The 24,563-nt window shown below is 70.7% G+C and carries 22 protein-coding genes; 8 read left to right on the top strand and 14 right to left on the bottom strand.

Annotated elements, in window-relative coordinates; genetic code table 11:
- Nucleotides 1-70 precede the first annotated feature (70 nt).
- On the bottom strand, nucleotides 71-1,606 hold the full coding sequence (locus ACZ6C1_RS23460; RefSeq protein ID WP_469243204.1) for a polyamine aminopropyltransferase: 1,536 nt from the start codon (nucleotides 1,604-1,606) through the stop codon (nucleotides 71-73).
- A 105-nt stretch (nucleotides 1,607-1,711) separates the two neighbouring features.
- Nucleotides 1,712-2,230 carry a DUF2617 family protein gene (locus tag ACZ6C1_RS23455; protein WP_469243176.1) on the bottom strand — a complete coding sequence of 173 codons (519 nt, stop codon included), beginning with the start codon at nucleotides 2,228-2,230 and terminating at the stop codon, nucleotides 1,712-1,714.
- A gap of 977 nt (nucleotides 2,231-3,207) precedes the next feature.
- Here ACZ6C1_RS23455 and ACZ6C1_RS23450 point away from each other — a divergent pair.
- Nucleotides 3,208-4,374 (top strand): pyridoxal phosphate-dependent aminotransferase, encoded by a 1,167-nt coding sequence (locus ACZ6C1_RS23450; protein WP_469243177.1) that lies wholly within the window; start codon nucleotides 3,208-3,210, stop codon nucleotides 4,372-4,374.
- A 170-nt stretch (nucleotides 4,375-4,544) separates the two neighbouring features.
- Complete coding sequence (locus tag ACZ6C1_RS23445; RefSeq protein WP_469243178.1) at nucleotides 4,545-5,705, top strand: hypothetical protein; 1,161 nt, start codon at nucleotides 4,545-4,547, stop codon at nucleotides 5,703-5,705.
- A 13-nt stretch (nucleotides 5,706-5,718) separates the two neighbouring features.
- Here ACZ6C1_RS23445 and ACZ6C1_RS23440 read toward each other — a convergent pair whose 3' ends face one another.
- The gene (locus tag ACZ6C1_RS23440; RefSeq protein WP_469243179.1) at nucleotides 5,719-6,255 is read right to left on the bottom strand and encodes a type III secretion system chaperone family protein; all 537 of its coding nucleotides are present in this window, start codon (nucleotides 6,253-6,255) and stop codon (nucleotides 5,719-5,721) included.
- Nucleotides 6,256-6,445: 190 nt separating this feature from the next.
- Between ACZ6C1_RS23440 and ACZ6C1_RS23435 the strand changes: the two genes are divergently transcribed.
- Complete coding sequence (locus ACZ6C1_RS23435; RefSeq protein ID WP_469243180.1) at nucleotides 6,446-6,598, top strand: hypothetical protein; 153 nt, start codon at nucleotides 6,446-6,448, stop codon at nucleotides 6,596-6,598.
- Nucleotides 6,599-6,604: 6 nt separating this feature from the next.
- Here ACZ6C1_RS23435 and ACZ6C1_RS23430 read toward each other — a convergent pair whose 3' ends face one another.
- Both ACZ6C1_RS23430 and clpB read right to left on the bottom strand, forming a co-directional pair.
- Nucleotides 6,605-7,003, bottom strand: coding sequence for a VOC family protein (locus ACZ6C1_RS23430; protein WP_469243181.1), 399 nt, complete (start codon nucleotides 7,001-7,003; stop codon nucleotides 6,605-6,607).
- Nucleotides 7,004-7,066: 63 nt separating this feature from the next.
- Nucleotides 7,067-9,652 carry an ATP-dependent chaperone ClpB gene (gene clpB / locus ACZ6C1_RS23425; protein WP_469243205.1) on the bottom strand — a complete coding sequence of 862 codons (2,586 nt, stop codon included), beginning with the start codon at nucleotides 9,650-9,652 and terminating at the stop codon, nucleotides 7,067-7,069.
- A gap of 121 nt (nucleotides 9,653-9,773) precedes the next feature.
- Between clpB and ACZ6C1_RS23420 the strand changes: the two genes are divergently transcribed.
- Complete coding sequence (locus ACZ6C1_RS23420; RefSeq protein WP_469243182.1) at nucleotides 9,774-10,187, top strand: pyridoxamine 5'-phosphate oxidase family protein; 414 nt, start codon at nucleotides 9,774-9,776, stop codon at nucleotides 10,185-10,187.
- A 169-nt stretch (nucleotides 10,188-10,356) separates the two neighbouring features.
- Here ACZ6C1_RS23420 and ACZ6C1_RS23415 read toward each other — a convergent pair whose 3' ends face one another.
- Nucleotides 10,357-10,674 carry a Rieske (2Fe-2S) protein gene (locus ACZ6C1_RS23415; protein ID WP_064067217.1) on the bottom strand — a complete coding sequence of 106 codons (318 nt, stop codon included), beginning with the start codon at nucleotides 10,672-10,674 and terminating at the stop codon, nucleotides 10,357-10,359.
- Nucleotides 10,671-10,970, bottom strand: coding sequence for a hypothetical protein (locus ACZ6C1_RS23410; RefSeq protein WP_469243183.1), 300 nt, complete (start codon nucleotides 10,968-10,970; stop codon nucleotides 10,671-10,673). The genes ACZ6C1_RS23415 and ACZ6C1_RS23410 overlap by 4 nt, the downstream gene beginning before the upstream one ends.
- A gap of 132 nt (nucleotides 10,971-11,102) precedes the next feature.
- Here ACZ6C1_RS23410 and ACZ6C1_RS23405 point away from each other — a divergent pair, with 132 nt between their 5' ends.
- Together ACZ6C1_RS23405 and ACZ6C1_RS23400 are read left to right on the top strand one after the other, a co-directional pair.
- A complete protein-coding gene (locus tag ACZ6C1_RS23405) occupies nucleotides 11,103-12,083 on the top strand; it encodes a helix-turn-helix transcriptional regulator (protein WP_351822505.1) in 981 nt (326 codons plus the stop codon).
- A 2-nt stretch (nucleotides 12,084-12,085) separates the two neighbouring features.
- Complete coding sequence (locus ACZ6C1_RS23400; protein WP_469243184.1) at nucleotides 12,086-12,577, top strand: hypothetical protein; 492 nt, start codon at nucleotides 12,086-12,088, stop codon at nucleotides 12,575-12,577.
- A 56-nt stretch (nucleotides 12,578-12,633) separates the two neighbouring features.
- Here the strand turns inward: ACZ6C1_RS23400 and ACZ6C1_RS23395 are convergent, their stop codons facing one another.
- The 5 genes from ACZ6C1_RS23395 to dnaK all read right to left on the bottom strand — a co-directional run bounded on the left by ACZ6C1_RS23395 (nucleotide 12,634) and on the right by dnaK (nucleotide 17,558).
- A complete protein-coding gene (locus ACZ6C1_RS23395) occupies nucleotides 12,634-13,263 on the bottom strand; it encodes a DUF4232 domain-containing protein (RefSeq protein WP_469243185.1) in 630 nt (209 codons plus the stop codon).
- A gap of 89 nt (nucleotides 13,264-13,352) precedes the next feature.
- On the bottom strand, nucleotides 13,353-13,799 hold the full coding sequence (locus tag ACZ6C1_RS23390; protein WP_469243186.1) for a heat shock protein transcriptional repressor HspR: 447 nt from the start codon (nucleotides 13,797-13,799) through the stop codon (nucleotides 13,353-13,355).
- Between the two features lies 1 nt (nucleotide 13,800).
- A complete protein-coding gene (gene dnaJ / locus ACZ6C1_RS23385) occupies nucleotides 13,801-14,988 on the bottom strand; it encodes a molecular chaperone DnaJ (protein WP_469243187.1) in 1,188 nt (395 codons plus the stop codon).
- 33 nt (nucleotides 14,989-15,021) lie between these two features.
- A complete protein-coding gene (grpE, locus tag ACZ6C1_RS23380; RefSeq protein ID WP_469243188.1) occupies nucleotides 15,022-15,708 on the bottom strand; it encodes a nucleotide exchange factor GrpE in 687 nt (228 codons plus the stop codon).
- Nucleotides 15,705-17,558: a molecular chaperone DnaK gene (gene dnaK, locus ACZ6C1_RS23375; protein ID WP_382673775.1), complete on the bottom strand. Its 1,854-nt coding sequence runs from the start codon at nucleotides 17,556-17,558 to the stop codon at nucleotides 15,705-15,707. Before dnaK ends, grpE begins: the two co-directional genes overlap by 4 nt.
- A gap of 220 nt (nucleotides 17,559-17,778) precedes the next feature.
- On the opposite strand from dnaK, the gene ACZ6C1_RS23370 reads away from it, so the two are divergent.
- The gene (locus tag ACZ6C1_RS23370; protein ID WP_469243189.1) at nucleotides 17,779-18,759 is read left to right on the top strand and encodes a sugar transferase; all 981 of its coding nucleotides are present in this window, start codon (nucleotides 17,779-17,781) and stop codon (nucleotides 18,757-18,759) included.
- Between the two features lie 83 nt (nucleotides 18,760-18,842).
- Nucleotides 18,843-21,104 carry a (Fe-S)-binding protein gene (locus ACZ6C1_RS23365; RefSeq protein ID WP_469243190.1) on the top strand — a complete coding sequence of 754 codons (2,262 nt, stop codon included), beginning with the start codon at nucleotides 18,843-18,845 and terminating at the stop codon, nucleotides 21,102-21,104.
- 118 nt (nucleotides 21,105-21,222) lie between these two features.
- Here ACZ6C1_RS23365 and ACZ6C1_RS23360 read toward each other — a convergent pair whose 3' ends face one another.
- Nucleotides 21,223-23,484, bottom strand: coding sequence for a (Fe-S)-binding protein (locus ACZ6C1_RS23360; protein WP_469243190.1), 2,262 nt, complete (start codon nucleotides 23,482-23,484; stop codon nucleotides 21,223-21,225).
- 83 nt (nucleotides 23,485-23,567) lie between these two features.
- Complete coding sequence (locus ACZ6C1_RS23355) at nucleotides 23,568-24,548, bottom strand: sugar transferase (RefSeq protein WP_469243189.1); 981 nt, start codon at nucleotides 24,546-24,548, stop codon at nucleotides 23,568-23,570.
- Nucleotides 24,549-24,563 lie beyond the last annotated feature (15 nt).

The raw sequence follows: 24,563 nt of genomic DNA, 5'->3' as shown, positions 1-24,563 counted from the left end.
GCCTACCCACGCCCGGCCCTCACGTCTGCCATGTGCGCAAGGCCAAAAGGGGTCACTCCCCGTACCTGGGTCACTCCCCGTACCTCGGGTGCACCAGGGTGGACGGTGGCAGGCCCTCCGGCCGCGGCCCCGGCACCGGGCGCACTCCCGCCACCGTGCCCGGGTCCGGTGGCGCCGGGCCCCTCGCGGCGAGGAGGAAGCCCCAGTCGTGGGGCACCGCCCCGCTGTCCGTGGACCGGTCGGGGCCCGCGGCGAAACCGGAGAGCCGCCCGGTGGCACGGTAGGGCCGGGTGGTGAAGCCCGCCGACCGCAGCGTGGCGTCCACCGTCCAGAAGGTGTGCCGCCGTGACGCCATGGGCCCCGCGTGCACCACGAGGCGGCCGCCGTCGTCGAGGACCCGCCCGGCCAGACCGTAGAACTCCGCCGAGTACAGCTTCGTGCTGGCCGTGATGCCGGGGTCCGGAAGGTCGGAGATCACCACGTCGTACGCCGCTCCCGTCACCGCCGCCTCACGCAGCCGCGCGAACGCGTCCCCGTACACCACCCGCACCCGCGGGTCCTCGTACGCGTGCCCGTTCAGCCGGGCCAGCGCGTGGTCGTGCCGGGCGAGCCGCACCACGCCCGGATCCAGCTCCATGACCGTCACGGACTCCACTCCGCCGTGGCGGAGGATCTCCCGGACCGCCAGCCCGTCGCCCCCGCCCAGGACCAGCACGCGCGCGTGCGGCCCGGACATCGCGGGGTGCACCAGCCCCCGGTGATACCGGTGCTCGTCGCGCCCGCTGACCCGCAGCCGCCCGTCCAGGAACAGCTCCGGCGACGCGCCCCGCCCGCCCGTCAGCACCACCTCCTGGACGTCCGTCTGCACGGCGACACGCACCCGCTCCCCGTACACCGCCCGCCGCACCGAGCGCTCGAAGTCGTCGGCCAGGACCGTCGCGGTCGCCAGCACACCGAGCACCGCCAGATTGGCGACGACCAGCAGCCCCCGCTCCCTGGGCGTCAGGTCCCGCCCGAACAGCCACAGCACCATCGCCCCGCCCACCACCGCGTTGACCGCCCCGGTGAGCAACGCGCTCGTCAACTGCCCCAGCCACGGCAGCAGCAGGAACGGGAACGCCAGGCCCCCGACGAGCGCGCCCACGTAGTCGGCGGCGAACAGGTCCGCGACCGTCCCGCCCGCGTCCTGCTCGGCCCGCCGCGAGATGCGCTGGATCAGCGTCATCAACAGCGGTATCTCCGCCCCGATGAGCACCCCGATGGCGAGCGAGAACCCCACCAGCGCGTACCGCGACTCGCCGAGCCACGCGAACGTGGCGTACAGGACGAGGGCCGAGCAGCCACCGACCAGCGCGAGCGCGGCCTCCAGCAGCCCGAAGCCGACGGCTGCCCGGAAGCGCAGCCGTTTCGCCAGGAGGGAGCCCACGCCCATCGCGAAGACCATCACGGACAGCACGACGGACGCCTGCTTGACGGAGTCACCGATCAGGTAGGAGGCGAGCGCGACGAGCTCCAGCTCGTACACCAGGCCGCACGCCGCGCAGATGAACACCGTGGCCAGCACCAGGAAGCGCCCCGCCCGCTGCCGCACGGACGGCGGTGCCAGGCCCCCCTGCGCGGACGGCACGGCGGCGGAGACGTGCGGCGCTTCGATCACGTCAACAACGCTACGTCACGCCCCAGTGACCACTTGTCACCCACACGGGTGCAACTACAGCGGCGTGTGCATACGGGCACCCACGCTGGTCCTGGTGACCACCAACTGTCCCTCTTGCGGGTACGCGTGCCATGTGCGCCACCGCACCTGGCCCTCGTGGCGCTGCGCGAGCATGGCCGTGAAGGCGTGCGGCGAGCCGGGGAACGTCCCGGCGAGGCCGTTGGGGTGGTCGGCGACGAGCGCCAGGAGTTCCTGGGCGCGGCCGGCGAACGAGCCCTTCGACAGCGTCTCGACACGGGCGGCGAACTCGTACTCCCATCCGCCGATGCGCTTGGCCACACCCAGAGGCAGCGGAGTGCTGCTGCCCGGCATGCAGGCGACGGTCTCGGAGCAGCTGCCCTGCTCGGAGTCGAGCAGGACCTGGTGGGAGGCCCCGAGGAGCCTCAACTGGAGCTTGACGCCGGACAGTTCGAGATCGAGCACGGCGAGAGCGGGAAGCGCCTCCCGACCCAACGCCCAGGCCAGGTCGGCGGCGCGCGTGTCGGTGTAGGAGGTCTTGAGCGTGGTGAGCATGGGTCGGCTCCGCAAACAGGGTTTGACGGGTGGACCGGGAGCGTCCCGGAAGACGTCGGGGGACTGGGGGATCTCCGTCTCGAAATCCACACACGAAGGGTCCAAGGGCTGGATGTTCTCGACAGCGAGGGAACCATGAACCGCGGACGAGTCACAGCGTTTTTACCCAACTTGACGTGGTTTCCATCCCCTGGGGGGCCTGCCGGTTCAACTGTTCAAAGAGAACCGACCGCTGAGCCCCACAAAAAATGCCAACGGCAAGGTACCCGGCGGGAGTTCACCGCCGGGCACCCTGTCGTGGTCGCGGACCGGCTGCCCCGTGTCAGCTGCCTCCGCCACCACATCCACCGCCGCCCCCGCAGGAGGACGATCCACCTCCCCCGCAGGACGAGCCGCCTCCGTCACCGGCCCACCAACTGCCGCTGGACGAAGCGCCGGAGCCCGACCGCGAGTGGCGCCGGCTCCTCCCCCCGCCGGCCGCGCCCACCGCGATGAGGAACCCCACCAGAACGATCAGACCAGCGGCGATCAGGCCCATCTGCATGTGCGTCACCTTCCCCCGTGTCGTACGTGAGAGGGGGATGCCCCCGCTCCCACCCCTCCCAATCCGAATTGAGGAACTCCAGAGGTTCAGCTGCAGGAGGACGATCCGCCTCCGCACGAGGAGCTGGAGCCCCCGCCGCACGACGACCAGCTGGAACACGAGGAGGACGACGAGGACGACGAGGACGAGTCCCCCGCCCACCAGCTCCCGCGGCTCCTCCCGCGGGGGCCGCCTCCGATCACCGACCGGACCACACCCACCACGATGGCGACGGCCACCACGATGAAGAACGCCTCGAAGACCCCTGCCTCGAGCATGGCCCCCACCTGCCTTTCCTTCGTATGCTCCGCATGTGTGGCAGGGAGATCCCCCTGGTGATCACGCCTCAAAGCACACTTGAGGAACTCCAGAGCTTCGGCCCAGGATGGCCGCCATGAAACGACCGCCGCTCAACCGCCGCCTCGCCGAGTTCGGAACGACGATCTTCGCGGAGATGTCCGCCCTCGCCGTCTCCACCGGCTCGGTCAATCTGGGCCAGGGCTTCCCCGACACCGACGGGCCCGACCGGATCGCCGAGGCCGCCGTCCGGGCCATCAGGGACGGCAGGGGCAACCAGTACCCGCCCGGCCCCGGCGTCCCCGAGCTGCGCACCGCCATCGCCGACCACCAGCGCGAGCGCTACGGCCTGGACTACGACCCCGACACCGAGGTCCTCGTCACGGCGGGGGCCACCGAGGCGATCGCCGCCGCCCTGCTCGGGCTGGTCGAACCGGGCGACGAGGTCATCGCGCTGGAGCCGTACTACGACTCGTACGCCGCGTGCGTCGCCATGGCGGGCGGCACCCGCGTCCCGGTCACCCTCCGTCCGCACGGCGGCCGGTTCGTACTCGACCTGGACGAGCTGCGCGCGGCCGTCACCGACCGCACCCGCCTCATCCTGCTCAACACCCCGCACAACCCCACCGGCACCGTCCTCACCCGTGAGGAACTGGCCGCCATCGCCGCGCTCGCCGTCGAACGCGACCTGCTCGTCGTCACCGACGAGGTGTACGAACACCTCGTCTTCGACGACGCCGAGCACATCCCCATCGCCACCTTCCCCGGCATGCGCGAGCGCACCCTCACCATTTCGAGCGCGGGAAAGACCTTCTCCTTCACGGGCTGGAAGGTCGGCTGGGTCACCGCCACGCCCGAGCTGACCACCGCTGTGCGCTCGGCGAAGCAGTATCTGACCTACGTCTCCGCAGGACCGTTCCAGTACGCGATCGCCGAGGCGCTGCGCCTGCCGGAGACGTACTTCAGTGAGCTCCGCGACGACCTGCGCGCCAAGCGGGACCTCCTCGCCGACGGGCTGGCGCAGGCCGGGTTCGAGGTCTTCCGGCCGCAGGGGACCTACTTCATCACCACCGACATCCGCCCACTGGGCGAGCACGACGGAATCGCGTTCTGCCGCGCGCTGCCCGGCCGCTGCGGTGTCGTCGCCATCCCCCACGCGGTCTTCTACGACCACCGCGAGCAGGGCGCGCCCTTCGTGCGGTTCGCGTTCTGCAAGCGGACGGAGGTGCTGCGGGACGCGGTGAAGCGGCTCGGCGGTCTTTAGCCTCTGCGCGCCGTCCTGTCACGGCGACACGCGCGCGTGCGGAGGTGGCGCGGACGGGACCACCCGGGCGGGCTGCCAGGGGTCGCGGCGGGCCCGGTCGGCGCCCAAGGTCGGGGTGACCGTTCACGCGCGCACGGAGGTGCACCCTGTCCGCCGAGACCTTGGACCACGTGACAGCCGCCGGGGGCGCCCGTCCCGTGCCGCGGTGGCGTGCGGCCCTGTACCGCGCGGCACCGGCTCTGGCGCTGTTCGCCGCCGCCCGGCTCACCGGGATGCTGCTGATGGCGCTGTGGGCGTGGCACATCGGCCGCTCACCGCGCGCCCTGCTGGCCATGTCCTGGGACTCGGACTGGTACCTGGGCATCGCCGCGTCCGGCTACGGCACGACCCTGTACTGGCCGGACGGCGCCGTCCAGTCGGACCTGGCGTTCTTCCCGCTCTACCCGGCGTTCGTCCGGGCGGTGAGCACCGCCCTTCCGGTGGCCGACGGGACCGCGGGTCTGCTGGTGGCCTGGACGGCGGCGGGAGCGGCCGCGTGGGGCATCTTCCTGATCGGCGAGCGGCTGTACGGACGGGGCGTCGCCACCACGCTGGTGCTGCTGTGGGGCCTGCTGCCGCACTCGATCGTGCTGTCCATGGCGTACACGGAACCGCTGCTCACCGCCTTCGCCGCGTGGTCGCTGTACGCGGTGCTCACCCGCCGCTGGCTGTGGGCGGGGGCACTGGCCGCGCTGGCCGGGGCCGCACGGCCGAACGGGATCGCGGTCGCGGCGGCGGTCGGCGCGGCCGCGGCGTACGAGGCGTACCGCCTGTTCCGGGGCGAGCGCCGCACCGACTGGCGGCTGTGGGCCGCGGCGGCGGTGGCTCCGGCCGGATGGGTCGGCTACCTGCTGTGGGTGGGGGTACGCAAGGGCGACCCGCTGGGCGGGTACTTCGCCGTGCAGGCGGGCTGGACGTCGCGCTTCGACTTCGGGGCGGGCACCTTGGGCTTCGTCCGCACGGTGCTGACCAGGCCGATGGAGCTCGGCTTCACCATGGCGCTGCTCATCCCGGCGGTGGCGCTGGTGCTGTTCGCGCTGCTCGTGCTGGACCGGCCGCCGCTGCCGCTGCTGGTGTACACGGCGGTGCTGGTGGTGATCGCGGTGGGCGGGTCGGGGTTCTTCGAGTCGAAGCCGCGTTTCCTGCTGCCGGCGTTCCCGCTGCTGGTGCCGCTCGCCTGCGCGCTGCGCAAAGCCCGGCCCAGGGCGGCGGTGGTGGTGGTCGCCGCCCTGGCCGGGCTCTCGTTCGGCTACGGGACGTACCTGCTGACGCTCGCCCCGATGGCGCTGTAGGTCCCGGGCGGGCTCAGGCCTCGTCGCCGGGCTTCTCGTCGCCCTCGGACTCCAGGCCGAACTGCTCCACGAGCCACTTGTCGAACTCGATCGACGCGCGCACCCAGCTGACCGTCGACTGCACGAAGTGCTCCAGGCTCACGCCCGTGCCGATCAGCATCTGCGCCTCGCCGATGAGCCGCACGGTGGCGCCGCCCTGCTCGTCCTCGTGGAGGTGCGTGTAGACCTTCGGCCACAGGGTGCGGCGGTTCCAGTCGTCGATCGTCTCCAGGATCTGCGCGCGGTTCTCGACCGGGTGGGGGCGGTCGTAGAAGGTCCGCACCGAGAAGACCTGCTGCTCCCCCTCGCCGCGGAACATGAAGTACGTGCGGAACTCCTCCCACGGCGCCGCGAGGTCACCCTCGTCGTCGACGACGTACTTGAGCTCCATCTGCTCCAGGAGCTGCTTGACGAGGTCCTGGTCCGGGACGACGGGGCCCGCCGGTCCCGCGGCCTGCTGAGGCTCGGGCTGGCCACCGAAATTCGGAATCGAGCCGGGGTCGATGCTCACCGTGAAATTCCCTTCGAACGATTGCGGTCATCCTCTCCCATGCCGGGCCGGGGCTGGCAACCCGGGACACGGGCGATCCGCTGCGAGCTGACAGGATCGGCGCCCATGGCGAGGAGATCGGCGCGCGCACGGCGGTGGCCGATGCCGGAGCGGGAGGCCGGGATGTGGCTGACGGCCTTTCTACCCGGGCGTGGAGCCGAGCCTCCCCCGCGACACGGATCCGTGCCTGAACGTCCGGTACGGCGACGCGGCGCCGGAGGACGGCCCCGTCGCGGTGGACGTGGAGGTGACGTACGAAGGCGGGGGCACCGGTTTCGTACGTCACCTGGCGTTCACCACCTGACACGGCTCAGTCCCGGGAGGCCGGGCAGAAGAACTCGAGCGCGATGCCGTCCGGGTCCTTGAAGGTCAGGTGGAGCCCGGCGGGGTCCTTCACGATCCCGGAGTGCGTCACGCCCTGCTCGTCGAGCCGCGCCCGCCATGATTCCAGCTCGTCCTCGTCGGCCACGTGGAATCCGCAGTGGTCGAGTCCCACGCGGGCCGGGTCGAAGGCACCGGACCGCTCCGTGCCCGGGTGCCTCCGGAAGCCGATGGCCAGCCCGGGGGAGGCGGTGACGGCCAGCGGGCCGACCTGGTCCTCCGCCTCCATGACCGTCCGGGTGGCGAAGAGGCGGTTGTAGAAGTCCGCGCTCCGTCCCACATCGCTCACCGTCAGCATCACGTGGCCGATGGCAGGGGCGTCAGGCATCCACAACACCCCCTTTCGGTGTTGTCACCTGCCTTTCCTCCGATCGTAGTCCGCAGCCCCCGCCTACCGCACCGGTCCCACGGTCAGCCCGTCCTCCGTCCGGTCCACGCGCACCGTGTCGCCGTCCTCGACCTCGCCGGCGAGGATCTCCTTGGCGAGCCGGTCACCGATGGCCGTCTGGACCAGGCGGCGCAGCGGGCGGGCGCCGTAGGCCGGGTCGAAGCCCTCGACGGCGAGCCACTCCAGGGCGGCCGGGGTGACGTCCAGGGTGAGCCGGCGCTCCGCGAGCCGCTTGGCGAGGCGGTCGATCTGGAGCCCCGCGATGTGGGCGAGCTGGTCCCGGTCGAGTGCCGTGAAGACCACGATGTCGTCCAGGCGGTTGAGGAACTCGGGCTTGAAGGACGCCCTCACCACCTCCAGCACCTGCTCCTTCTTCTGCTCCTCCGGGGTCAGCGGGTCCATCAGGAAGTGGCTGCCCAGGTTGGAGGTGAGGATGAGGATGGTGTTGCGGAAGTCGACCGTACGGCCCTGACCATCGGTCAGGCGGCCGTCGTCCAGCACCTGGAGCAGGATGTCGAAGACCTCCGGGTGGGCCTTCTCCACCTCGTCGAGCAGCACCACGCTGTACGGGCGGCGGCGCACCGCCTCGGTGAGCTGGCCGCCCTCCTCGTAGCCGACGTAGCCGGGGGGCGCGCCGACGAGCCGGGCGACGCTGTGCTTCTCGCCGTACTCGCTCATGTCGATGCGGACCATGGCCCGCTCGTCGTCGAAGAGGAAGTCGGCGAGGGCCTTGGCCAGCTCGGTCTTGCCGACGCCGGTCGGGCCGAGGAAGAGGAACGAGCCGGTGGGCCGGTCGGGGTCGGAGATGCCGGCGCGGGTGCGGCGCACGGCGTCCGACACCGCCCGCACGGCCTCGCTCTGGCCGATCAGACGGCGGCCGATCTCGTCCTCCATCCGCAGCAGCTTCTGCGTCTCGCCCTCCAGCAGGCGGCCGGCCGGAATGCCCGTCCAGGAGCCGACCACGTCGGCGATGTCGTCGGGCCCGACCTCGTCCTTGACCATCGTGTCCTTGGCGGCCTCCTGCTCGGCCTCGCTGGCCGCCTCCAGCTCCCGCTCCACGGCCGGGATCTCGCCGTACAGCAGCTTGGAGGCGGTGTCGAAGTCGCCGTCGCGCTGGGCGCGCTCGGCCTGCCCGCGCAGGTCGTCGAGCTGCTCCTTGAGCTCACCGACGCGGTTGAGGCCCTGCTTCTCCTTCTCCCAGCGGGCGGTCAGGCCGCGCAGCTCCTCCTCCTTGTCGGCGAGGTCGCGGCGCAGCTTCTCCAGGCGCTGTACGGAGGCGGGGTCGGACTCGTTCTTCAGCGCCAGCTCCTCCATGCGGAGACGGTCGACGGCACGCTGGAGCTCGTCGATCTCCACGGGCGAGGAGTCGATCTCCATGCGCAGCCGGGACGCCGCCTCGTCGACGAGGTCGATGGCCTTGTCGGGCAGGAACCGGGAGGTGATGTACCGGTCGGAGAGCGTGGCGGCGGCGACCAGGGCCGAGTCGGCGATCTGGACCTTGTGGTGGGCCTCGTACCGGCCCTTGAGGCCACGGAGGATCGCGATGGTGTCCTCGACGGTCGGCTCGGCGACCAGGACCTGCTGGAAGCGGCGCTCCAGGGCGGGGTCCTTCTCGACGCGCTCGCGGTACTCGTCGAGGGTGGTGGCGCCGACCATGCGCAGCTCGCCGCGGGCGAGCATCGGCTTGAGCATGTTGCCCGCGTCCATGGCGGAGTCCCCGCCGGCGCCCGCGCCGACGACCGTGTGCAGCTCGTCGATGAAGGTGATGATCTGGCCGTCGCTGGCCTTGATCTCGGACAGGACGGTCTTCAGCCGCTCCTCGAACTCGCCCCGGTACTTGGCGCCCGCGACCATCGCGCCGAGGTCGAGGGCGACCAGGCGCTTGTTCTTGAGGCTCTCTGGGACGTCGCCCTTGACGATGCGCTGGGCGAGGCCCTCGACGACGGCGGTCTTGCCGACGCCGGGCTCGCCGATGAGCACCGGGTTGTTCTTCGTACGCCGGGACAGCACCTGCACCACGCGGCGGATCTCCTGGTCCCGGCCGATGACCGGGTCGAGCTTGCCGTCACGGGCGGCGGCCGTGAAGTCCGTACCGAACTTCTCCAGCGCCTTGTACTGGCCCTCCGGGTCCGGTGTGGTCACGCGGCGCCCTCCCCTCGCCTTCTCGAACGCGTCCAGCAGCTTCTTCGCGCTGGCGCCCTGCCGCTCCAGCACCTCGCCGGCCTGCCCGCCCTTGGCGGCGATGCCGATGAGCAGGTGCTCGGTCGACACGTAGTCGTCGCCCAGCTCCTTGGCGCGCCGCGAGGCGTCGGCGACGACGGCGAGAAGGTCCCGGTTGGGCTGCGGCGGGGCCACGGTGGATCCGGTGACGCTGGGCTGGGCGGCGAGCACGCGCTCGGCGCCGGACCGCAACGAGGCCTGGTCGGCGTCGACGGCGGCGAGCAGGTCGACGATGTTCTCGTTGTCCTGGCCCGCGAGCAGCGCGAGCAGCAGGTGCGCGGGGGTCAGGTCCGGGTGTCCTTCGGACACGGCGCGGCTGGTCGCGGCGTTCAGCGCATCCCGGCTCTTGTTGGTCAGCTCGGCGTCCACGGGCGGTCTCTCCTCCTCGTTGGTGCGGGGTCCCACGGGTATGACTCATCTATCGTACGTAAAGTTGAGTCTATTCCACTCAATGTGGTTCGGGGTAGCCGCCGCCGGTAGGTTCGCGGGCATGGCCATCGACCCCCGTAACCCCGGCGACTCGTACCTCGGCTTCTGGCGCGAGTACCACATGTCGACCCTCACCACGCCCCGGCCGGACGGCACTCCGCACGTCGTGGCGGTCGGCGTGACCTACGACCCCGAGGGCGGCGAGAAGGGCATCGCCCGGGTGATCACCAACAAGCACAGCCGCAAGGTCGCCAACGTCCTGGCGGCCGGCCCCGGGGGCGCACGGGTGGCGGTGTGCCAGGTCGACAAGGGGCGCTGGGCGACGCTGGAGGGCGTCGCGACGATCCGTACGGAGCCCGAGGTGGTGGCGGACGCGGTGGAGCGTTACGCGGCCCGCTACGGCCGTACGCCGACGCCGAACCCGGACCGGGTCGTCATCGAGATCGCCCTCACCCGGGCGATGGGGCGCGCGTGACCCTTCGGGGTGTGACCGCCCGGGGCGTGACCTTCCGGGGCGCGACCTTCCGGGGCGTGGCCCTCTGAGCCGTACGCGCACAGCACAGCGGCGCCATCGTGTTCAGGTCCACGATGGCGCCGCTGTGTGGGGGAAGCACCTGGGCGATTTACAACGACGGGGGAATCGCTCAGGCGCTGCGGGGGGTGGCGGTGGTGGTCTCCGGCTCGACCAGCTGGTGGTCACGCTGGTCGAGGTTGACGAAAATCATGCCGTACCGGATGGCGCATCGGACGGGCTGCGGAGCTCCGCGGGGCCGTCGAAGGCATCGGTAGGCTCGGATGTCCTCGTCTTCTCCGCGCGTGATGACGATCGGCTCCCCGAAGAGGGTGACCATCAACGAATCGCCACTGTGCGGCACAGCCGTGACGAGGTCGATGAAATGCCACCCGGAACGGTAAGCGGATGCCATCTCGCGCCGGAAGCGCGAGTCGTCGGGAACGTTCATGCGCCGACGACGGTCCAGCTCGGGTCGTACGCCGCCAGGTCCGCCCGTGGCGGTGCGGCGGTCCAGCCGGGGTCCAGCGCGGCCGTACCCGACCTGACGGGTGCGGTGGTCCACGAGGGGTCGTTCACGGTCAGGCCCGACGTGGCGGGCGCGGCGGTCCAGCCGGGGTCCTGCGTCGTGGTTCCGGTGCCGGGAGCCGCCTGCGAGTCCAGACCCTCGGCCGCCCCCAGAACCCCTACCGCGCCGGCAGCGATGAACGCACTGGCCACCACTGCGCGTATGAGTCTCTTCGTCATCACCGAGCAACCTCACTTGAAGGCAACGTCTCTTTCCAACCCCCGCGGCTACGACGATTGCTCACTCTCCACGCTTCCACCACCTACGGCAGGCATCATGTTCCTGAGATGCAGGAGCCTGGGGGTGTACAGATGAGCGTAAAACCGGACAAGCCTGGCCACCCCCATTCCCACGCGGAGCTCTGCGAGGCGGGTTCCGAGCTCTACGCCAACGCCTTGCGCAGTGGACGAATACCCCGGTCAGAGGCGGATGAGGTGCCGTGTCTCCTCGACCTCGCGCTGCTGCACCCCGACCCGGACGACGCCCAGTGGCTCCGGCCCGTCCCGCCCTCCTCCGCGCTGGCACAACTGCTCCAGCCCATCGAGCGCGAGATCCTGGAGCGTAGACGTCTCACCGTCGAACTGTCCGACGCGTTCGAGCCATTCATGGCGATCAGCGCCCAGAACGCGCCCACCACGCACGCCATCACCGTGCTGGAGGGACTGAGCCGGATCAACGCGACGCTGGACCGCGTCGTCGCCGGCTGCGAGAAGGAGCTGCTGACCGTCCAGCCCGGCGGCGGGCGCCCCGCCCACGGGCTGAGCGAGGCGCTGCGCCGCGTACGGCCCCTGCTCGGCCGGGGCATCCGGATGCGCACCCTCTACCAGCACACGGCACGCCACACCGAACTGACGCTGACGTACCTGGAACACGTGGGCCCCGAGGTGCAGGTGCGCACCCTGGAGCAGATCATCGACCGGCTGATCATCGTCGACCGTGAAGTCGCCTTCGTACCCGCCCGCAGCGACCGCCAAGTCGCCCTGGAACTGCGCCACCCCGGCCTGGTCGCCTACCTCGCCGGGGTGTTCGACCAGTTCTGGCAACTGGCCGTGCCGATCAACGAGGAGATCCCGTACGACCTCAAGTCCGACGGCATCAGCGGCGTCCAGCGCTCCATCGCCAAGCTCCTCGTCGAGGGCCACGTCGACGAGGCGATCGCCCGCCGCCTCGGCATGAACGTCCGCACCTGCCGCGCCCACATCGCCAAGCTCGCGGCCGTCCTCGGCAGCGGGAGCCGCGCCCAACTGGGGTACCTGATCGCACAGTCCGGCATCCTGGAGCAAGATCACTGACCATGCACGACCACTTCCCCGCCACACCGGCCGTCCAACTGCGGTCCGACGCCGGCACCGTCGACGTCACGGGCCCCGGCCTCCCGCACGTACGTCTCGTCCGCACCACCGGCACCGAGCCCGACCCGCTCATTCCGATCGGCACCCGCGACCCCGCGCTGCTGACGCTCACCGTCGACGGCCGGCCGGCCGGGATCTGGCCCGCCAAGGGCCGGCTGTCCCGCCGCTCCTACCGTGTCGACGCCCGGACCGGCGACGCCCGTTACCGGCTCGTGCCGTGCGGCTACGAGGAGAGCCGACTGCTGCGCGACGGCCGCCGGCTCGGCGACCTGAAGTCCACCGGCGACGGCCACGTCACCACCGACTGGGACGAGCACGCCAAGGTCCTCGCCCAGGACGTCGCCGTCGGCACCGCCCTCGCGGCGGCCTTCGGAACGGGCGCCCAGCCGATGTGGGAGACGACCCTGGACGCGGTGACCGAGCTCATCCCCTAGGACGGGCCCTACGGCTTCAGGTCGGGTCGTACGGCGTCAGGACCCTTCGTACGGCGTCAGGACCCTTTGTACGGCTTCCAGGGCGTGACCTCGACGACCCCGGTGTTGCCGAGGTCCAGCGGGCCGCCGTCGGCCGGGGCGACCGTCTGGGCCGCCGTGCCGGGGGCGGGGGTCACCCGGACGTACGCGCCGGTCGTCGCCACCACGTCGGTCCGGGTCACCGTGTTGCGCCAGACCACCGACGCCGCGGCCTGCTCACCGGGCGCCAGGACGAATGTGGAGGGCTTGGTGGTGGTGTCGACGTGCGAGCCGTCGCGGACGGTGACGTCCAGTTTCTCGCGCCGCTCGCCCAGGACGTCGAGGACGGGGTAGCCGCTCAACTCGAACGGCTCGGCACCACAGTTGAGCAGGGTCAGTCCCATCGCCCGCAGCCCCATCGCTGCGTCGGTCATCCCCGTACCGACGCGTACACCGGAGGCCGGGCAGTCCGCGGCCGTCGCCCGGGGCGGCGCGGGAGCACCCTGGGGCGGGACGGGAGCCGTCGGCGCGGGAGGCGCGGTGCTGCGTTCCGGCAGCGGCGCGTCACCCGTCTCGTCGTCGCAGCCCACCGCTCCCAGCGCCGTCAGGGCCACCAGCACGGCCCCCGCGCCCGCACGACCTGTCCCGTACCGCCGATTCGTCCGCACGCCGGGATCATCGCACGCCCCTGTATACGGAAGGGGCCTCAACGGAAGGGGCCCCCTCCGCCGCAACGGAAGGGGCCTCACACGACGTGTCACTCACCGCGCTTGGGCGGTCGCCACACCACCAGCGCGCTCGCCTGCTGCACGTCCTGGTACGGAACCAGGTCACGCCGGTACGAGGCGTGCACCTGCGCCTCGCGCTGCCGCATCGTCGCCGCCGCGCCCTCGACCGCCGCGGTGAGCTCGGCGACCCGGGACTGGAGGGCGGCGACCTGGTTCTCCAGTTCGATGATCCGCTTGATGCCCGCCAGGTTGATGCCCTCGTCCTGCGACAACTGCTGCACCTGCCGGAGCAGTTCGATGTCACGCGCCGAGTAGCGCCGGCCCCGCCCCGCCGTACGGTCCGGCGAGACCAGGCCCAGCCGGTCGTACTGGCGCAGCGTCTGCGGGTGCAGTCCGCTGAGCTGGGCCGCCACCGAGATGACGTACACCGGTGTCTCGTCGGTCAGCTCGTACGGATTGCGACGGCGTCCGTCCATCTCAAGCCCCCTTCGCGGCCTGGAACAGCTCGGCCCGCGGGTCCTCACCCGCCGTGGCCTCCCGGTACGTTTCGAGCGCCTCGCGCGCCTTGTCGCTCAGGTCCCCCGGCACGGCCACCTCGACGGTGACGAGCAGGTCCCCGCGCGTACCGTCCTTGCGGACGGCGCCCTTGCCACGGGCGCGCATCGTACGGCCGTTGGGCGTACCGGCCGGGATCTTCAGCGTGACCGCGGGCCCACCGAGGGTCGGCACCCTGATCTCGCCGCCGAGCGCCGCCTCGTCGAACGTGACGGGCACCGTGACGGTCAGGTTGTCGCCCTTGCGGCCGAAGACCGGGTGGGCGTCCACGTGCACCACCACGTACAGGTCACCGGCCGGGCCTCCCCGCTCGCCGGGCGCGCCCTTGCCGCGCAGCCGGATGCGCTGCCCGTCGGAGACGCCCGCGGGGATGCGGACCTGCATGGTGCGCGACGACTTGGCGCGGCCGCTGCCGTGGCAGACCTCGCACGGGTCCTGGGCGATCAGCCCGCGGCCCTTGCAGTCCACGCACGGGTCGGTCAGCGAGAAGGAGCCGCTGCCGCCGCGCGAGACCTGGCCGGTCCCGACACAGGTGGGGCACACACGGGGCGTGCCGTTCTTGTCACCGGTGCCCGAACAGGCCTTGCAGGGCTGCTGACTGGACATCCGCAGCGGGACCGTGGCCCCGTCGACCGCCTCGGTGAAGCTCAGCGTCACCTCGGACTCGATGTCCTGGCCCCGGCGCGGCTGGGTGCGGGTGCCCGCGCCGCCCCGGTTGAACAGGCCGCCGAAGACGTCCCCGAGGCCCCCGCCGAAACCACCGGCACCGCCGGCTCCACCGGCACCGCCCTGGGCGCCCCCGAAGAGGTCGCCCAGGTCGAAGTTGAACGTGCCGCCGGCGCCGCCGCCCGGACCGGCGCGGAAGCCACCGTTGCCGAACAGGGCGCGGGCGTCGTCGTACTCCTTGCGCTTCTTGGGGTCACCGAGGATGTCGTTCGCCTCGGAGATCTCCTTGAAGCGCGCCTCCGCGCCCGCGTCACCCTTGTTGGCGTCCGGGTGGAACTCGCGGGCGAGCTTCCGGTACGCCTTCTTGATCTCGGCCTCGGTGGCGTCCTTGGGGACGCCGAGAACCTTGTAGTAGTCCTTCTCCACGAAGTCCTTCGTGCTCATCGACGTCCCTCCTCCCGATTACCGGTCAATGCGTCAGCCCTCCTCGGGGCCACCGCTCTCCTCGTCGGCCGACTGCTGCTCTTCCTTGGGCGCCTGGGCGGCCTGCCCGGCCGGCGCGGCCCCGGGCTGGGGCTCGGCCACCGCGACGCGTGCGGGCCTGATGGTCCGCTCGCCGATGCGGTACCCGGGCTGCAGGATCGCCACGCACGTCGTCTCGGTGACGTCCGGTGCGTAACTGTGCATCAGCGCCTCGTGGATCGTCGGGTCGAAGGGCTCGCCCTCCTTGCCGAACTGCTGCAGGCCCATCTTGGCGGCGACCGTCTCCAGCGATTCGGCCACCGACTTGAAGCCGCCCACCAGCTCGCCGTGTTCACGGGCGCGGCCGATGTCGTCGAGCACCGGCAGGAGCTCGGTCAGGAGGCTCGCCACGGCGAGCTCCTTGACCGTGACCCGGTCGCGCTCGACCCGGCGGCGGTAGTTCTGGTACTCGGCCTGGAGCCGCTGGAGGTCCGCCGTGCGCTCGCCGAGCGCGGTGCGGGCCTGGTCCAGCTGGGCCGTCAGGCCGGCGACAGCTGCGGTCGCGTCCCCTGCCGGGGCCGCCGGGCCCTCCTCCGCGGGGTTCGCGGAGGAGGGGGCACCGGCGGCGTCGGCGGCGTCGTCAGGCGCGGCGCCGGAGGGGACGTCGGGCTTCTCCTCGAAGCCCGGGGTCTCCTCCGTCATGCGGCCCCCTTCGGCTTCTCGTCGTCGACGATCTCGGCGTCGACGACATCGTCGTCAGCGGCGGCGCCCTGGGCGGCACCCGGAGCCTCACCGGCACCGGCGGCCCCGCCCGCGGCCTGGGCGTCCGCGTACATGGCCTGGCCGAGCTTCTGGGAGACGGCCGCGACCTTCTCCGTGGCGGTGCGGATCTCGGCGGTGTCCTCGCCCTTCAGCTTCTCCTTGAGCTCGTTCACCGCCGTCTCGACCTCGGTCTTGACGTCGCCCGGAACCTTGTCCTCGTTGTCCTTGAGGAACTTCTCCGTCTGGTAGACGAGCTGCTCGCCCTGGTTGCGGGTCTCGGCGGCCTCGCGGCGCTTGTGGTCCTCCTCCGCGTACCGCTCGGCCTCCTCACGCATCCGGTCGACCTCGTCCTTCGGCAGCGAGGAGCCGCCGGTGACGGTCATCTTCTGCTCCTTGCCCGTGCCCAGGTCCTTCGCGGTCACGTGCATGATGCCGTTGGCGTCGATGTCGAAGGAGACCTCGATCTGCGGGACGCCGCGCGGGGCCGGCGGGAGGCCGGTCAGCTCGAACATGCCGAGCTTCTTGTTGTACGCCGCGATCTCGCGCTCGCCCTGGTAGACCTGGATCTGCACCGACGGCTGGTTGTCCTCGGCCGTCGTGAAGATCTCGGACCGCTTGGTCGGGATCGTGGTGTTGCGCTCGATGAGCTTGGTCATGATGCCGCCCTTGGTCTCGATACCGAGGGACAGCGGGGTCACGTCGAGGAGCAGGACGTCCTTGACCTCACCCTTGAGGACACCGGCCTGGAGCGAGGCGCCGATGGCGACGACCTCGTCCGGGTTGACGCCCTTGTTGGCCTCCTTGCCGCCGGTCAGCTCCTTGACGAGCTCGGCGACGGCCGGCATGCGGGTGGAGCCACCGACGAGGACGACGTGGTCGATCTCGGAGAGGGCGATGCCCGCGTCCTTGATGACGTTGTGGAACGGCGTCTTGCAGCGCTCCAGCAGGTCCGCGGTGAGCTGCTGGAACTGGGCGCGCGTGAGCTTCTCGTCCAGGTGCAGCGGGCCCTCGGCGGAGGCCGTGATGTAGGGCAGGTTGATCGAGGTCTCGGTGGACGAGGACAGCTCGATCTTGGCCTTCTCGGCGGCCTCGCGGAGGCGCTGGAGGGCCATCTTGTCCTTGGACAGGTCCACGCCGTGACCGGAGTGGAACTGCTTCACCAGGTAGTCGACGACACGCTGGTCCCAGTCGTCACCACCGAGGTGGTTGTCACCGTTGGTGGCCTTCACCTCGACGACGCCGTCGCCGATCTCCAGCAGCGAGACGTCGAAGGTGCCGCCACCGAGGTCGAAGACCAGGATGGTCTGGTCGTCCTTGTCCAGGCCGTACGCGAGGGCGGCGGCCGTCGGCTCGTTGACGATGCGCAGGACGTTGAGGCCCGCGATCTCACCGGCCTCCTTGGTGGCCTGGCGCTCGGAGTCGTTGAAGTACGCCGGGACGGTGATCACCGCGTCGGTGACCTTCTCGCCCAGGTACGCCTCGGCGTCGCGCTTCAGCTTCTGCAGGATGAAGGCGCTGATCTGCTGCGGGTTGAAGTTCTTCCCGTCGAGCTCGATCTTCCAGTCGGTGCCCATGTGACGCTTGACGGACCGGATGGTCCGGTCGACGTTGGTGACCGCCTGACGCTTGGCCACCTCGCCGACGAGCACCTCGCCGTTCTTGGCAAAGGCGACGACGGAAGGCGTGGTCCTGGCGCCCTCGGCGTTGGTGATGACGGTGGGCTCGCCGCCTTCCAGAACGCTGACGACGGAGTTAGTCGTGCCCAGGTCGATGCCGACCGCACGTGCCATTTTCGATTCCTCCAGCTGACTTGAGTGGAACAGGCTCAAGGATGCACGACAGCCAGACCGGAGTCAACAGAGTTGAGCCACTTACGCTCAACTTATGCGGGCGCAGTCGCACGACCCGCCGCGTACCCGCGAAGCACTACCACCTCACACCCAACCGTGCGATCGTTCAAAGAACCAACCAAAAGCCACATTTCTCGCAAAGTTGTCAGGTGTGTGCCCCATGTGCCCCACGCATCCCATGCACCCCGAACGCCGCCCCTCACCGGACCCGGCACACCACCCCTCACCGAGCCCGGCACCCATTCCGGAGCCGGACCCCCGGCGCGCCCCCGAGCCGGATGCCGTGCGCATGCCCGAGCGGGGCCCCGAGGGCGTACCGGAGCCGACCCCCGCCCCCGCTCCCGCTCCCGCCCCCGCCCCCGCTCCCGAGACGGAGCCCGTCCACGGACCCGAGACGGACCCCACGGGCGCACTCGGGCCGACTCCCGTCCGCGTCCCCGAGCAGCAGGAGCCCGCCCCCACCGGCTCGGACCCCGCCCCCACAGGACCGGACCCGGCCCCCACCGGGCCGACGCCCGTCAGCCCCACGGCGGACCTCCGCCGTCCCCGCGCGCCGGGGCCCACCAGCCCCGCACACACCAGCCCCGCACGCATCCGCCCCGCGCCCGTCAGCCCCACCCGCCCCTCGCCGGATCCCAAGCGCGTCCTCGACCTGGTGCTCGGATCCGCGCTGCTCGTCCTGACGGCACCGCTGCTCCTCGCGGCCACCGTCGCCACCGCGCTGAGACGGCCGCCCGGCGGTGTCTTCACGACCGGGACGAGAACCGGGCTCGACGGCCGGCCGTTCACCCTGCGCCACCTGCCCACCCGGCGCCTCCGCCTCGACGTGCTCTCGCGCCTGCCCCACGTCGTACGCGGCGAGATGTCGCTCGTCGGCCCGGCTCCCCTCCCGCCCGGCGCCCCCGCCGCCGACGCCCCGTGGCGCCGGAGCGTCAGACCCGGGCTGACCGGACTGGCCCAGGTCCGGCGCGCCTCCACGCTGCCGTGGGACGAGCCACTCCTGCTGGACCAGCACTACGTGGAGCACCAGTGGCTCGGGCTGGACCTGGCCCTCCTGCTGCGCACCTTGCGGACCGTGTCCGGTCAGGCTCACCTGAGCGACGCAGATCACCGCGTGCGCGGCTACAGTGCGGCGGAATAACTGGGTACGCTCAGCACGGACTAAATAAGTTACCGCTTAGTAGTACCCAAGCTCTCCCACCCTCGCAGGCCCGAGGAGCCTCCATGCAACTCGCCGCGATCATTGTGTCGCTGACCCTGACCGTGGTCGGCGTTGCGCTGCTCGCCCGCGCCATCGGCCAGTTCGTCCGCCACTTCAAGCTGGGCCAGCCGGTCCCGGCCGGCACCCGGACCGACAACCCCTACCAGCGCAGCGTCACTCTGGTCAGGGAGTTCCTCGGTCACACCCGGATGAACCGCTGGGGCATCGTCGGTATCGCCCACTGGTTCGTGGCGGTCGGCTTCCTGACGCTGCCGCCGACGATCGTCACGGCGTACGGGCAGCTCTTCCAGGCGGACTGGACCCTGCCGATCATCGGCGGCTTCCTGCCGTACGAGCTGTACATCGAGTTCATCGGCGCGATGACCACCCTCGGCATCGCCACGCTGATCGTCATCCGGCTGCTGAACCTGCCCTCGCGGCCGGGCCGCAAGTCCCGGTTCGCCGGCTCGAAGATGGGCCAGGCGTACTTCGTCGAGTACGTCATCCTCACCATCGGCCTCGCCATCTACGTACTGCGCGGCCTCGAGGGCGCCCTGCACCACGTCGACCACTACGAGCCCGCGTACTTCGCCTCGTACCCGCTCGTCCTGGCCCTCAAGGGCCTGAGCGTCGGCGCGCTGCAGAACCTGGTCTACCTCTTCGCCATGATCAAGCTGAGCACGACCATGATCTGGATGATCACGGTCTCGCTCAACACCAACATGGGTGTGGCCTGGCACCGCTTCCTCGGCTTCCCCAACATCTGGTTCAAGCGCAACGCCGACGGGTCGACCGCGCTCGGCGCGCTCCAGCCGATGACGTCGGGTGGCAAGGAGATCGACTTCGAGGACCCGGGCGACGACGACGTCTACGGCGTCTCCCAGGTCGAGCACTTCTCCTGGAAGGGCCTGCTCGACTTCTCCACCTGCACCGAGTGCGGCCGCTGCCAGTCGCAGTGCCCCGCCTGGAACACCGGCAAGCCGCTCTCCCCCAAGCTCCTCATCATGTCGCTGCGCGACCACGCGCACGCCAAGGCGCCGTACCTGCTGGCCGGCGGCGGCAAGACGATGGAGGGCGAGGAGAAGGCCTCCGAGGAGCAGCTCAAGGACGTCCCCGCCGCCGCCCTCGCCGAGGCCGAGCGCCCGCTGATCGGGACGCTCGAGGAGAACGGCGTCATCGACCCGGACGTCCTGTGGTCCTGCACCACCTGCGGCGCCTGCGTGGAGCAGTGCCCGGTCGACATCGAGCACGTCGACCACATCGTCGACATGCGCCGCTACCAGGTGATGATCGAGTCCGCGTTCCCGTCCGAGGCGGGCACGATGCTCAAGAACCTGGAGAAGAAGGGCAACCCCTGGGGCCTGGCCAAGAAGCAGCGCGTGGAGTGGACCAAGGAGGTCGACTTCGAGGTCCCGATCGTCGGCAAGGACGTCGAGGACCTCACCGAGGTCGACTACCTCTACTGGGTCGGCTGCGCCGGTGCCCTGGAGGACCGCGCCAAGAAGACCACCAAGGCCTTCGCCGAGCTGCTGCACATCGCGGGCGTCAAGTTCGCGATCATGGGCGGCGAGGAGAAGTGCACCGGTGACTCGCCGCGCCGCCTGGGCAACGAGCCGCTGTTCCAGCAGCTCGGCCAGGAGAACGTCGCCATGCTGAACATGGCGTTCGGCGAGGACGACGAGGACGAGTCGACGAAGAAGCCGAAGTCGGCCAAGAAGATCGTCGCGACCTGCCCGCACTGCTTCAACACGATCGCGAACGAGTACCCGCAGCTCGGCGGCGAGTTCGAGGTCATCCACCACACGCAGCTGCTCCAGCACCTCATCGACGAGGGCAAGCTGCTCCCGGTGACACCGGTCGACGGTCTGATCACGTACCACGACCCGTGCTACCTGGGCCGCCACAACAAGGTCTACACGCCGCCGCGCGAGATCATGTCGGCCGTCCCGGGCCTGCGCCAGCAGGAGATGCACCGCCACAAGGAGCGGGGCTTCTGCTGTGGCGCCGGTGGCGCGCGGATGTGGATGGAGGAGCGGATCGGCAAGCGCATCAACACCGAGCGCGTCGACGAGGCGCTGTCCCTCAACCCGGACATCGTCTCCACCGCCTGCCCCTTCTGCCTGGTCATGCTCACGGACTCCGTGAACGGCAAGAAGAACGACGGCAAGGCGAAGGAGAGCCTCCAGGTCGTGGACGTCGCCCAGCTGCTGCTGGACTCCGTCAAGAAGCCGGTCGAGGAGACCCCGGCGGAAGAGGCGGACACCGAGCCGGAGCCGGTGAAGTAGTCCACAGTCCGTAGTCCGTCGCACGGCAACGCCGAACGAAGCGGCCGGACCCGCCCCCCGGGGGGCGGGTCCGGCCGCTTCGTTCGGCGTTGCCGTGCGACGGACTACGGACTGTGGACTACTTCACCGGCTCCGGCTCGGTGTCCGCCTCTTCCGCCGGGGTCTCCTCGACCGGCTTCTTGACGGAGTCCAGCAGCAGCTGGGCGACGTCCACGACCTGGAGGCTCTCCTTCGCCTTGCCGTCGTTCTTCTTGCCGTTCACGGAGTCCGTGAGCATGACCAGGCAGAAGGGGCAGGCGGTGGAGACGATGTCCGGGTTGAGGGACAGCGCCTCGTCGACGCGCTCGGTGTTGATGCGCTTGCCGATCCGCTCCTCCATCCACATCCGCGCGCCACCGGCGCCACAGCAGAAGCCCCGCTCCTTGTGGCGGTGCATCTCCTGCTGGCGCAGGCCCGGGACGGCCGACATGATCTCGCGCGGCGGCGTGTAGACCTTGTTGTGGCGGCCCAGGTAGCACGGGTCGTGGTACGTGATCAGACCGTCGACCGGTGTCACCGGGAGCAGCTTGCCCTCGTCGATGAGGTGCTGGAGCAGCTGCGTGTGGTGGATGACCTCGAACTCGCCGCCGAGCTGCGGGTACTCGTTCGCGATCGTGTTGAAGCAGTGCGGGCAGGTCGCGACGATCTTCTTGGCCGACTTCGGCTTCTTCGTCGACTCGTCCTCGTCGTCCTCGCCGAACGCCATGTTCAGCATGGCGACGTTCTCCTGGCCGAGCTGCTGGAACAGCGGCTCGTTGCCCAGGCGGCGCGGCGAGTCACCGGTGCACTTCTCCTCGCCGCCCATGATCGCGAACTTGACGCCCGCGATGTGCAGCAGCTCGGCGAAGGCCTTGGTGGTCTTCTTGGCGCGGTCCTCCAGGGCACCGGCGCAGCCGACCCAGTAGAGGTAGTCGACCTCGGTGAGGTCCTCGACGTCCTTGCCGACGATCGGGACCTCGAAGTCGACCTCCTTGGTCCACTCCACGCGCTGCTTCTTGGCCAGGCCCCAGGGGTTGCCCTTCTTCTCCAGGTTCTTGAGCATCGTGCCCGCCTCGGACGGGAACGCGGACTCGATCATCACCTGGTAGCGGCGCATGTCGACGATGTGGTCGACGTGCTCGATGTCGACCGGGCACTGCTCCACGCAGGCGCCGCAGGTGGTGCAGGACCACAGGACGTCCGGGTCGATGACGCCGTTCTCCTCGAGCGTCCCGATCAGCGGGCGCTCGGCCTCGGCGAGGGCGGCGGCGGGGACGTCCTTGAGCTGCTCCTCGGAGGCCTTCTCCTCGCCCTCCATCGTCTTGCCGCCGCCGGCCAGCAGGTACGGCGCCTTGGCGTGCGCGTGGTCGCGCAGCGACATGATGAGGAGCTTGGGGGAGAGCGGCTTGCCGGTGTTCCAGGCGGGGCACTGCGACTGGCAGCGGCCGCACTCGGTGCAGGTGGAGAAGTCGAGCAGGCCCTTCCAGGAGAAGTGCTCGACCTGGGAGACGCCGTAGACGTCGTCGTCGCCCGGGTCCTCGAAGTCGATCTCCTTGCCACCCGACGTCATCGGCTGGAGCGCGCCGAGCGCGGTCGACCCGTCGGCGTTGCGCTTGAACCAGATGTTGGGGAAGCCGAGGAAGCGGTGCCAGGCCACACCCATGTTGGTGTTGAGCGAGACCGTGATCATCCAGATCATGGTCGTGCTCAGCTTGATCATGGCGAAGAGGTAGACCAGGTTCTGCAGCGCGCCGACGCTCAGGCCCTTGAGGGCCAGGACGAGCGGGTACGAGGCGAAGTACGCGGGCTCGTAGTGGTCGACGTGGTGCAGGGCGCCCTCGAGGCCGCGCAGTACGTAGATGGCGAGGCCGATGGTGAGGATGACGTACTCGACGAAGTACGCCTGGCCCATCTTCGAGCCGGCGAACCGGGACTTGCGGCCCGGCCGCGAGGGCAGGTTCAGCAGCCGGATGACGATCAGCGTGGCGATGCCGAGGGTGGTCATCGCGCCGATGAACTCGATGTACAGCTCGTACGGCAGGAAGCCGCCGATGATCGGCAGGGTCCAGTCCGCCTGGAAGAGCTGCCCGTACGCCGTGACGATCGTCGGCGGCAGCGTCAGGAAGCCGACCGCCACGAACCAGTGGGCGATACCGACGATGCCCCAGCGGTTCATCCGGGTGTGACCGAGGAACTCCCTGACCAGAGTGACGCTGCGCTGGTAGGGGTTGTCGGTCCGGGTGCCGGCCGGGACCGGCTGGCCCAGCTTGAAGTGGCGGACGAACTGGCCGATGGCGCGGGCGAGCAGCGCAACGCCGACCACGGTCAGGGTCAGCGACACAATGATCGCGGCGAGTTGCATGGAGGCTCCTCGGGCCTGCGAGGGTGGGAGAGCTTGGGTACTACTAAGCGGTAACTTATTTAGTCCGTGCTGAGCGTACCCAGTTATTCCGCCGCACTGTAGCCGCGCACGCGGTGATCTGCGTCGCTCAGGTGAGCCTGACCGGACACGGTCCGCAAGGTGCGCAGCAGGAGGGCCAGGTCCAGCCCGAGCCACTGGTGCTCCACGTAGTGCTGGTCCAGCAGGAGTGGCTCGTCCCACGGCAGCGTGGAGGCGCGCCGGACCTGGGCCAGTCCGGTCAGCCCGGGTCTGACGCTCCGGCGCCACGGGGCGTCGGCGGCGGGGGCGCCGGGCGGGAGGGGAGCCGGGCCGACGAGCGACATCTCGCCGCGTACGACGTGGGGCAGGCGCGAGAGCACGTCGAGGCGGAGGCGCCGGGTGGGCAGGTGGCGCAGGGTGAACGGCCGGCCGTCGAGCCCGGTTCTCGTCCCGGTCGTGAAGACACCGCCGGGCGGCCGTCTCAGCGCGGTGGCGACGGTGGCCGCGAGGAGCAGCGGTGCCGTCAGGACGAGCAGCGCGGATCCGAGCACCAGGTCGAGGACGCGCTTGGGATCCGGCGAGGGGCGGGTGGGGCTGACGGGCGCGGGGCGGATGCGTGCGGGGCTGGTGTGTGCGGGGCTGGTGGGCCCCGGCGCGCGGGGACGGCGGAGGTCCGCCGTGGGGCTGACGGGCGTCGGCCCGGTGGGGGCCGGGTCCGGTCCTGTGGGGGCGGGGTCCGAGCCGGTGGGGGCGGGCTCCTGCTGCTCGGGGACGCGGACGGGAGTCGGCCCGAGTGCGCCCGTGGGGTCCGTCTCGGGTCCGTGGACGGGCTCCGTCTCGGGAGCGGGGGCGGGGGCGGGAGCGGGAGCGGGGGCGGGGGTCGGCTCCGGTACGCCCTCGGGGCCCCGCTCGGGCATGCGCACGGCATCCGGCTCGGGGGCGCGCCGGGGGTCCGGCTCCGGAATGGGTGCCGGGCTCGGTGAGGGGTGGTGTGCCGGGTCCGGTGAGGGGCGGCGTTCGGGGTGCATGGGATGCGTGGGGCACATGGGGCACACACCTGA

The sequence above is a fragment of the Streptomyces sp. NPDC041796 genome, assembly GCF_055590785.1.
Note: the sequence above shows the minus strand (reverse complement) of the source record. Positions and strands in the feature narration are given on the sequence as shown.